The organism is Streptomyces griseomycini, assembly GCF_014203535.1.
Lineage (GTDB): Bacteria > Actinomycetota > Actinomycetes > Streptomycetales > Streptomycetaceae > Streptomyces > Streptomyces griseomycini.
This window is the reverse complement of the sequence record NZ_JACHJI010000005.1, coordinates 388,625-398,058: the sequence shown is the minus strand read 5'-3', so window position 1 is coordinate 398,058 and position 9,434 is coordinate 388,625. Positions and strand designations below refer to the sequence as shown.

Annotated in this window: 8 protein-coding genes and 2 pseudogenes; 7 read left to right on the top strand and 3 right to left on the bottom strand. The window is 71.3% G+C overall.

Annotated elements, in window-relative coordinates:
- Window positions 1-127: 127 nt before the first annotated feature.
- Complete coding sequence (locus FHS37_RS16330; RefSeq protein WP_221499855.1) at window positions 128-685, bottom strand: hypothetical protein; 558 nt, start codon at window positions 683-685, stop codon at window positions 128-130.
- A 361-nt stretch (window positions 686-1,046) separates the two neighbouring features.
- On the opposite strand from FHS37_RS16330, the pseudogene FHS37_RS16325 reads away from it, so the two are divergent.
- Window positions 1,047-1,756: pseudogene (locus FHS37_RS16325) on the top strand (IS110 family transposase); the annotation flags it as partial.
- 246 nt (window positions 1,757-2,002) lie between these two features.
- Here FHS37_RS16325 and FHS37_RS16320 read toward each other — a convergent pair.
- The gene (locus FHS37_RS16320; protein ID WP_184821747.1) at window positions 2,003-2,365 is read right to left on the bottom strand and encodes a hypothetical protein; all 363 of its coding nucleotides are present in this window, start codon (window positions 2,363-2,365) and stop codon (window positions 2,003-2,005) included.
- A 345-nt stretch (window positions 2,366-2,710) separates the two neighbouring features.
- On the opposite strand from FHS37_RS16320, the gene FHS37_RS41060 reads away from it, so the two are divergent.
- From FHS37_RS41060 to FHS37_RS16290, 6 genes and pseudogenes are all read left to right on the top strand, one after another.
- Window positions 2,711-3,313, top strand: a complete 603-nt coding sequence (locus FHS37_RS41060) for an RraA family protein (protein WP_184822159.1) — start codon at window positions 2,711-2,713, stop codon at window positions 3,311-3,313.
- A gap of 10 nt (window positions 3,314-3,323) precedes the next feature.
- Window positions 3,324-4,127, top strand: a complete 804-nt coding sequence (locus FHS37_RS16310) for an SAM-dependent methyltransferase (RefSeq protein ID WP_184821745.1) — start codon at window positions 3,324-3,326, stop codon at window positions 4,125-4,127.
- A 148-nt stretch (window positions 4,128-4,275) separates the two neighbouring features.
- The gene (locus tag FHS37_RS16305; protein ID WP_184821743.1) at window positions 4,276-5,673 is read left to right on the top strand and encodes an SMI1/KNR4 family protein; all 1,398 of its coding nucleotides are present in this window, start codon (window positions 4,276-4,278) and stop codon (window positions 5,671-5,673) included.
- Window positions 5,674-5,803: 130 nt separating this feature from the next.
- Entirely contained in the window at window positions 5,804-6,250 is a 447-nt protein-coding gene (locus tag FHS37_RS16300; RefSeq protein WP_184821741.1) for a hypothetical protein, read from the top strand.
- A gap of 227 nt (window positions 6,251-6,477) precedes the next feature.
- Entirely contained in the window at window positions 6,478-7,335 is an 858-nt protein-coding gene (locus FHS37_RS16295; RefSeq protein WP_184821739.1) for a MerR family transcriptional regulator, read from the top strand.
- Between the two features lie 299 nt (window positions 7,336-7,634).
- Window positions 7,635-8,183, top strand: a pseudogene (locus FHS37_RS16290) (transposase family protein); the annotation flags it as partial.
- A 285-nt stretch (window positions 8,184-8,468) separates the two neighbouring features.
- Here FHS37_RS16290 and FHS37_RS16285 read toward each other — a convergent pair.
- Window positions 8,469-9,377 carry an ADP-ribosylglycohydrolase family protein gene (locus FHS37_RS16285; protein WP_184822157.1) on the bottom strand — a complete coding sequence of 303 codons (909 nt, stop codon included), beginning with the start codon at window positions 9,375-9,377 and terminating at the stop codon, window positions 8,469-8,471.
- Between the last annotated feature and the right edge of the window lie 57 nt (window positions 9,378-9,434).

Here is a 9,434-nt window from a genome sequence, read left to right as displayed (position 1 = left end):
GGGGGCGGGGGGGGGGGGCGGGGGGGGGGGGGGCCGGGGGGGGTGGTGGGTGGGGGGGGGGGGGGGGGGCCCGCGCGGGCCCCCCCCCCCGCCCCGGGTGGGGGCCGTCGTGGCCCTGGAGGGGGGATCAGAAGACGCTGAAGCCGCCGTTGCCGCCCGCGCCGCCGTCGCCGAAGACGCTGCTGCCGCCCGCACCGCCGTTGCCGCCGTCACCGAAGACGGTGTTGCCTCCGTTGCCGCCGCCACCGCCGTCACCGAAGACGCTGCTGCCGCCCGCACCGCCGTTGCCGCCGTCACCGAAGACACTGCCGCCACCGCCGCCGCCACCGCCCCCGCCGCCGAAGACGCTGTTGCCGCCCGCACCGCCGTTGCCGCCGTCACCGAAGACACTGCCGCCACCGGCACCGCCGGAACCGCCACCGCCGAAGACGCTGCTGCCGCCCGCACCGCCGTTGCCGCCGTCACCGAAGACACTGCCGCCACCGGCACCGCCGGAACCGCCACCGGTGACGACACTTGTGGCCATGGAGTGACTCGGGGCCGCCGGTGCGGCGGAGGCCGGAAGGGCGATGCCCCCGGTGACCACAGCAGCCGAGGCGAAGACCATCGCGAAGCGGTAGCCCCGCCGCTTGGACGTGGCGTCCTTACGGGTGCGGGCGCCATGGGTGTGAACGTTGCGAATCATGGGACTTCTCCTTATGAGAGGGATTCCTGGCCCTGCCTCGGGAATTCGGGGAGTGATCAGCAGATCGGTTCCGACCAAGGCCGCGATGCCGGAATATCCAGCGGTTCGGTGAATTGAAGAACCCTCTGCGAGGATTTCCTCTCCACCGTGCGGTCTCATTTCCTTTCCGGTGAGGCCCGCACTTCAATTAGGCCCGGCCTGCACAGCACCGTCACGCTCCGAGAACTCGGGACTTGACGCGACCGAGGACACCGGGTAAAAGCCCCATAAACTCCCCCCTCACCGTCTTCCTGGCCCTGCGACGGGGTCACCGGGCTTCGGAGTCGGCATGACCACCGACTTCTTCGCAGGCCGGGAGGCCAGGCACGGCACTGTTCTCGTCATCGTCGACCGGGTGGCATCCGTCGGCGCCCTGCCGCTGGCCGTCGCCCGCGACCTGGGCTGCCGCGTTGCCCACCTGCCCGGCCTGACCGTGCGGCGGATCGCCGCCCTCTACCCCGGCGAGGCCAAAGCCGACGCGAAAAACGCGTTCATCGTCGCTGACGCCACCCGGACGATGCCCCACACCCTGCGCTCCGTCGACCTCGACGACGACACGATCACCGAACTGCAGATGATCGTCGGCATCGACGACCTCGCCGCCGGGACAACCCGCCTGTCCAACCGGCTGCGGGGCCTGCTCACCCAGATCCACCCGTACCTGGAGCGGGTCCTGGGCCCGCACATGCGGCACCCGGCGGTCCTCAGGCCGCCGGACCGGTTCGGCTCGCCCGCCCCGAGCCGCAAGGCCGGACGCCGACGGCTCACCGCGCTGATCCGCGCTGATCCGTTCGAAAGCACCCCCGCAGGGCCGAGCGGCTGATCGACGACGTGTTCACCGCGCTCGACGAGCAGACCGCCGTCGTTCCGGGCACGGACGCGGCCGCACTGAGCGTCCCCAGCCTCGCCCCGGCCACCAGAAGCTCCGGGCCCTCCCTCATCGGCGAACAGCCCTCACGAAGAGGGAACAAGCAGCTCACACGCGCAGAACCTGAGCACCCGCCGATTCCCCGGGCGTTCCAAAGTCCTGGCGGCACATCCGGCCGACACCACCCGACCCCGGAGGTCACCCGTCCGCGGGCAGGATGCGCCCCAGAGGAAACGTGAAGACGGAGGCCGGCGGCGCCCTGGGCTCCGGCCCCGTGGAGACCGCGCACGGCCGCTCACGGTGCCAGGCTCCGCGAATCGGCCCGCACTGCAGCTCTCCTGCCCACACGCGACGGCCTGGCCGGACGTTGCCGTCCGGCCAGGCCGTGAACTCGACACTGCCCCCAGAATTCAGTTCAGAAGATTGCCGTTCCCGTTGCCGTTACCGTTTCCGTTGACCGTGTTGTTGTTCCCTATGACGATGATCGTGACGGGACCGTTGTTGTTGCCGTTCTTGGCGCCACCGTGGCGATTGTTCTTGTTGTGCTGCTTGTGCGTGCCGTGGCCGTTCTTGTTGTGCTGTTTGTGTGTGCCGTGGCCCTTCTTCTTGTGCTTGTCGTGACCACCGTGGTCGGCTGCGGTGGCGATCACGCTGCCGGCGTGCGGCGTCGCCGGGGCCGCGGACGCACTGGTGGGTATCAGCACGCCTCCCGCGGCCAGGGCGGTCGAGGCGGTGGCCAGCACAAGGCGCTGCGTCGAGAGGATGCGCTGCATGGGGATTCTCCTCCGGAAAGAAAGATCGTGGGGTTTGCCGAACGGCCCTGTCGTTCACGGGCCTGTCTCCGGCGGGATGCATGTCCCTTACGGCGCACCGCCGAGGGCGTTCCCTGCGATGCGGGCGGGCCGGCTGCTCTGCGGAGGCCCACGTCTCAAGTAAGCCCTGCCGGACGCGTCACGTCATGCCGCTGGAATTCGGGACTTGACAGCCGGGGGCGATCCCGATAATCGCCATGGCCGCCGATCAAGACGGGGCTCCCGCCGCGCGCCGACCCCGACGAGGTGAAGAAGCCGGCCCAGTGCCCGGTGGCGCTGATCGGCGGCGCCCAGGCTCGCATCGGCATGATGACCGCCGCCGTCCGCCCGGTCGCACCGGCCCCGCGACTGGCCGACACCGTCCTGCCCGTCCACGCCCGCGAAGGCGACGACCTCGTCGTCCAACGGGCCCTGGACGACGCCCGCCCCGGCGACGCCCTCGTCGTCAACGCCAACACCGAGATCAACCGCGCCGTCTTCGGCGACATCCTCGGCGAGATCCGGCTCGCCGAGGGCGTCACCGGCATCATCACCGTCCCCCGCGCCGGCCTCACCGCCTCGTCGAGCGGCCCCAGGCACAGGGACGGACCGAACGCGAGATGCGTGAGGCCATCAGCGCGGCCAGCACCTCCACCCGCTGAGACGCCGGCCACCACGAGCGACGGCACGCCGTCACAGAGGCCCCCGTCGTACCTTCGAACTCCCGTCCAGCGCGTCATGCGCCTCCCGGACCCCACCGCACCGCGGTCCCGGACTACGCGTGCGTGGGACCCAGGGGACGGACGGCGGAACAGCGCTGCAAGTATCCGACCACCAGCGGGCCCTCACGGCCCTGGTGACGTTCCTCAGCCCGAGCGAAGTCGAGCCGACATCCCGGTAGTTGGCCTACAAAGACACAGCTCTGTGTGAAGCTTTCCCCATGACTCACCCGCGTGAAGAAGTCAGGGCCAGGCTGCAGACCGATCGCCCGCACTCCGCCCGTGTCTGGAACTACCTGCTGGGAGGCAAGGACAACTACCCCGTCGACAGCGAGGCCGGTGAGGTCATCCTGAAGACCTTCCCGGAATTCGCCGCCGTCGCGCGGCTGCAGCGGAGGTTCCTCGCGCGCGCCGTGCGCTTCCTCGCGGGCGAGGCCGGTGTCCGCCAGTTCCTCGACATCGGCACCGGACTGCCCACAGCCGACAACACGCACGAACTGGCCCAGCGCATCGCGCCGGAGAGCCGCATCGTGTACGTCGACAACGACCCCCTCGTCCTGGTGCACGCGCAGGCCCTGCTCACCAGCAGCACCGAGGGCGTCTGCGCCTACGTCGACGCCGACGTCAGGGACCCGGAACACATCCTCGCCGAAGCAGCCAGGACCCTGGACCTCAGCCGCCCGGTCGCCCTGACCATGCTGGGCATCATGGGACAGATCTCCGACGACGAGCACCCCGCCGACCTGGTGAGCACGCTGATGTCGGCCCTGCCCTCGGGCAGCTACCTGGCCCTGAGCGACGGAACGAACACCAACGAGGCGCTCAACACCGCGGTCGGGGTCTACAACGAGCAGTCGGCCAACACCTACCACCTGCGATCCCCCCAGGAGATCGCCTCCTTCTTCGCCGGCCTGGAGCTGGTGGAGCCGGGGGTCGTGTCCACGGCCGCCTGGCGCCCGGACGCCGACCAGGCCGAGGAGGGCACAGCCGACGTCTCCGTCTGCGGTGTCGCGGTCAAGAAGTGACCCGCCCCCCGATCCGCTCCAGCCGCACACGCGCCGACGCCCCGTCCGGTACCCCGGCCTCACCGGGCCACGGAGCGACTCGACCGGGGCCTTGAGGTTCCGCGGACGGGGACGCCGGTGGTTCGGGAGGACGGACTAGGGTCGGCACGTGAACGAGCCGACCTCCGCCCCTTCCCCGCCGGCCCTGAACTCCTTCGGGACGTGGGCACCGCTCTTGCGCGCGTGGGCGGACGGGATCGGGGCGGGGAACGAAGACGGGGCCGTGTACATGGCCGGTGCTGTGGGCCGGGAAGGCTGGAGGTCGTCCTCCGGGTTCCGGCCGCGCGGGCGGGCTTCGGCCGCGGAACGCGAGGCCGTCGAGCGCGTGCGGGACGCCCTCGTGGCGGTCGGCGCGGAGTCCGTGACGTTCTCCGCCCGCGTCGCCCCCTCGGGGAGGACCCGGCTGCGGGTGATGAGCCCCGGTCCCGCCGTGGAGTCCGGGCCTGCGGACGGCGGAACGCTGCTGCTGGTTGAGGGAGCCGTCCCCGAACCCTGGCGGCGGCTGCCCGACCCGACTCCCGCCGCGCGACCGGCCCCGTCGGCGGATCCGGCAGCGCTGGAGCGACGGTTGCGCCAACGACTGCCCGGCGCCATCGGGGCCGGCGACGAGGAGATCGCCGCCGCCGAAGCACGTCTCGGTCTGACGCTCCCCGACGAACTGAAGGCCCTCTATCGGGTCGTGCGGGGCCGGTGGGAGGACCGGGAGCAAGATCCCCGGGAAAGGGACGCGGTGTACGACACCGTCGGCTGCGAACTCGTCGCCCTGGACGATTTGTACGTGGCCGACCCCGCGTCCCGGCCTGCCCCCTGGCGGTTCGCTGCCTGCGAGGCGGCCGTCACCCCGCCCGACGCCGCCGTCCAGGGCCTCGTCGGCTCACCCGGCTGGATCGTGTTCGGCGACAACGGCGGGGGCGACCGGATCGCGGTCGACCTGACTCCGGGGCCCGCCGGCCACACCGGACAGATCGTGCTGATAGACCACGAGGCTTTCACCGGCGCCGAGTTGATCGCTGACTCGCTCACCGACCTGGTGCGGAGGACCAAACCACGGGGCCGACAGCGGGGCCGGTCCCGTGACCGGGGCGAGAGGCCGGCCGTGGCCCACGTCAACGCGGCACACCTGCGGAGCGCCGAGGCCGCCGCGCACCCAGACCTGGAAGTTCTCCGCATCGGGGTGTGGGACGACCCACCGGTCGATCTCACCCCTGTGATCGGACTACCACGTCTACGGACCCTCACCGCCTACCCGGGCACCCTCGCCGACCCCCGGCAGATCGGCCGACTCACCGGGCTGGAGTACCTCGAGGTCGGACCGGCGGAATGGCGGACCCTACTGGACGCGAAGGCCGTCCCCCGCGGCCTGGCGGCGGCCGGCATCAGCACGCACGGCCTGCGCGACCACGGTCAGCTCACCGACCTCTCCAACGACATCCTGGCCCTGTGGGGCCGCCCGCCGATCGTCCGCACCGTCATCGACGGAGACTTGGGCCCGTTGCCGCCCGCCTGATCGCGAAACGCCTCCGGCCGCGCTGTCACACCATGCACCTCGTCCTGGACCCGCTGGAGCAGGCGTTCCCAGGTCCCGTCGGCCGACCACAGCCGGTGCCGTTCGCAGACGGTCCTCGAACGTCATCCCCATGGGCTGGACCGGTTCGGCCAAGGCCCGGCGCGCGGAGCTGGACGAACTCGAAGAACATCTGGCCAAGCCGTTGGAGGAGGTACGAGCCGAGCGCGACGAACTCGTGGTCGCTGAACGGGTTCTTGAGCGGGTGAGTGAGCAGCTCGCCGGGGAGCGTGCTTCGGCCGCGCCGACGCCCGGGCAGGTGGGCGGCCGGGCGGTGATGCTGATCCCGCACCGCACGTCCGGCGTGGAGGAGGGGGCTCTGCCGTCGGACTGCCGGCGCATTCTCGCCGCCGTACGGCAGGGCGCCGGACCGGTCATGGCCCGGCAGGTCGGCGAGATGCTGGGGGTGGACATCGGCGTGCGGGCCAGACCGGAGCCGCCGCGCGGGAAGCTGGTCAGGCCGGCCGACCGCGGCTGGCTTCGGAAACTGCCCGACGGCCGGTTCACCGCTCGCCTGTGACCAGGGACGCTGCCGCCCTGATGGCGCTCGTTGATTGAATTCCCCACCCCTCAAGGCTGTTCCCCAGGTCTGCTCGTCCGGTACGTCTTCTCTACCCGTGCAGCGGTCCGTACGCCTTCGATGGTGCGGGAGTACAGGCGCGCGCCTCCACGACAGAGGGGTTTGCATGTGCCGTAGCGGCATGTGGTCCAGTAGGCGGCGAGCACGACATTGAGAGGTTCCCTCGCATGCCCCTTCCTGCGATTCCCCGCCGGGTCAAGATCGGCGATGCCGCCGCGTTCGCCGGGACCACACCCCGCGCCGTCCGCCACTACCACGCCATCGGGCTCCTCGCCGAACCGGAACGCGGCAGCGACGACCGCCGCCGTTACGGATACGACGACATGATCCGCCTGCTGTGGATCCGCAGGATGGCCGATGCGGGTATCCCCCTGGACGACATCCGGGCCGCCTTCAAGGGCACCACCGGCATCGAGCAGTCCCTGGCCCGGCTGGAGGAGTCCCTCGCTTCCAAGGCGGCCGCCGCCGAAGCCCAGCGGGCCGCCGTGCACCGCCTCCGTGAGGTGGGCAGCCCCCTGGGCCTGCTCTCACCGCTGGTCACTGGCCGCCTGCGCGATCTACCGCCCGGAGCCCTGCGCTCCGCCGACCTCGATACCCTCCTGGTCACGGAGCGCCTCTTCGGCCCTCTGGGCGCCGCTCTCCAGGCCGACCGGTTCATCGTCCTGGCCACCCACCCCGAGCTGCGGGCCGAGGAAGACCGCCTGGCCGAGGCCGAGGCGGCCCTGGACGACACCATGTCCCCCGACGACCCTCGCATCGAAGACCTGGCCGCCCAGCGATGTGATCACGAGACCGCCCTGGCAGCCGCCATCGAAAGATCCGGTCTGGACGAGGCCCTCGACGGCCTCCTGGACCAGGAGGACGAGCACGCCGGCGAGGAAGAGGGCGGGGCGAGGATGAACGTGATGGAGGCCGTCGGCAAGATGCCGTACGACTTCTCCCCGGCCCGCGTCCGGTACGAGGAACGTGTCATCGAACTGTTTCACTCGGCCGATCAGGACGGCGACACCCCACGGACCGGCTGACTGGCGTCGGCCCTCGGGGCGAGCCCGTCAAGAGCAGCCCGGAGTGGTGCGGCGCGAGTAACCCCGTTGCCCCCGGCAGCCGTTGGAATTGTGTGACGAAAACCAAAGAGTATGCCGAGGACACCTGTCCGCTTGACTGTCAGTGCCGTCTGCCGCTGTCCACACGCACCGTCAACCACCTCGCCGACCTGCTCAGGCGTCATCTGAAGGCGATTCGGTCCAGGTGGCGGATCCTGCCGCCGGGGAAGATCGCGGTGATCGTGCTGGCCGTGCTGCGCCATGACCAGCGTCTGGCCGACATGGCCGGCGGAAACGACGTGTCCGAGTCCACCGTCCGCCCCTGGCGCGACGAGCTGATCGGGCTGCTCGCCGCCCGGGCGCCGCGCCTGGATCGCGCCTTGAAGAAGGTCGCGAAGCAGGGTGGGGAGGTGGTCCTGATCGACGGCGCCCTCATCCGCACCCAGCGTCGCACTGGCAAGGCCGACCGGCGGAACCACTCCGGCAAGCACCGCAGCCACGGCCTGCACTTCCTCGCCCTGACTGACGAGAAGGGACGCCTGATCTGGATATCCGCCGCCCGGCCCGGCCGCCCCCACGACAACACCGCCGCCCGCCACGACTACATCCTGGCCCACCTGCGCACCGCCGGCCTCGGGGCGCTGGCCGACCTCGGCTTCCGCGGCCTGGACAACGACATGCTCGACCCCGTGATCGTCACCGGCTACGCCGCCAGCCGCACTCACAAGCTCACCCTGGGCGAGAAGGAAGCCAACCGCGTCCTCGCCGTCGGACGCGCACCGGTCGAGCACGGTTTCGCCCACCTCAAGAACTGGCGAACCTTCACCGAACCCCGCACCGACCCCGCCCGCGTCACCCGCCTCCTGCGTGCTCCGCTCGTCCTGACGAACCTCGAAGTCAACCCCCGGCCCGTGATCGCCGAACGCGGACAGCCGCACGGCTCCGGCCCGGGCACCTTCCGCTGCGTCGTCGAACGCGCCACCTCCTGGCTCCACGGCTTCCGCCGCCTGCGCATCCGCTGGGAGGGACGCGACGGCATCCACGGAGCCTTCCTCGCCCACGGATGCGCACTCATCTGCTGGCGGCGCCTGAGCTCATCCCGGCAGGAGTCCTTGCTACGTCACGACCGGGGGCAGCGGTTCGCAGGCCGCGTGCCATGCAGGGGGAAGGGCGGCAACGCCGGTGCGGGCGGCGATGACCCCGCCCGCGATGGCACAGGTGGTGTCGATGTCGCCGCGCCCGGCGACCGTGACCCACAGGCCCTCGTGCAGGTCGTCGAGGTGCCCCGCCGCACACCACAGGGCGTACGGGACGGTGTCGGGCCCCGACATCCGGTAGCCGGAGCCCAGGACCTCCGCGGCGTGCCGAACCGAGGTGTGCTCCGGCATCCGGGCCGCGATCCGCACTCCCGACCGGACGTCGCTGTCGGGGAGTCGTTCGGCGACTGCCTGAAGGAAGTCCGATCTGGCCGGGGTGGGCCCGCCCCGGCTGCGGGTCGCCAGCGCCGCGGCCAGGGCGACCGCCACCGCCCCGGCGACCGCCTCCGGATGGTGGTGCGAGACCGCGCCCTGGCGGGCGGCCTGCTCAGCGACCACATCGAGGTCGGCGCCGTGCCAGGCACCGAGCGGGGCGGCTCGCATGGCCGCGCCGTTGCCCCAGGATCCCTGGCCGCCGAACTGTCCGGCGACCACCTCCTGCCAGGGCTCGCCCGCATCGATCCGGCGCAGCACGTCATGCATCGAGGCTCCATAGCCGCGGTGCGTGTCCTCGGTGTAGGCCGCCGCGAGGCGAAGGGCCAGGCGGTCCTGGTCGACGATGCCGCCGCCCTCGACGAGCTCCCGGACGAGAACGAGCGCTTGAGCGGTGTCGTCGCTCCACCGCCACAGCGGTTCCGGGGGCAGCGTCCGCGCCTCCAGGGCTGCCGTACCATGCCTGCGCAGGATGCTGAACCAGCGATCGCCGAAGGCGTCGCCGAAGGCGAGCCCGTACAACGAATCCAGCACAGCAGTAGGCACATTGATCATCGGCGCAGTATCGCAGCGCGACGGCTCTCCCGCACTCCGGTTTCGGAGCCGTCAGGC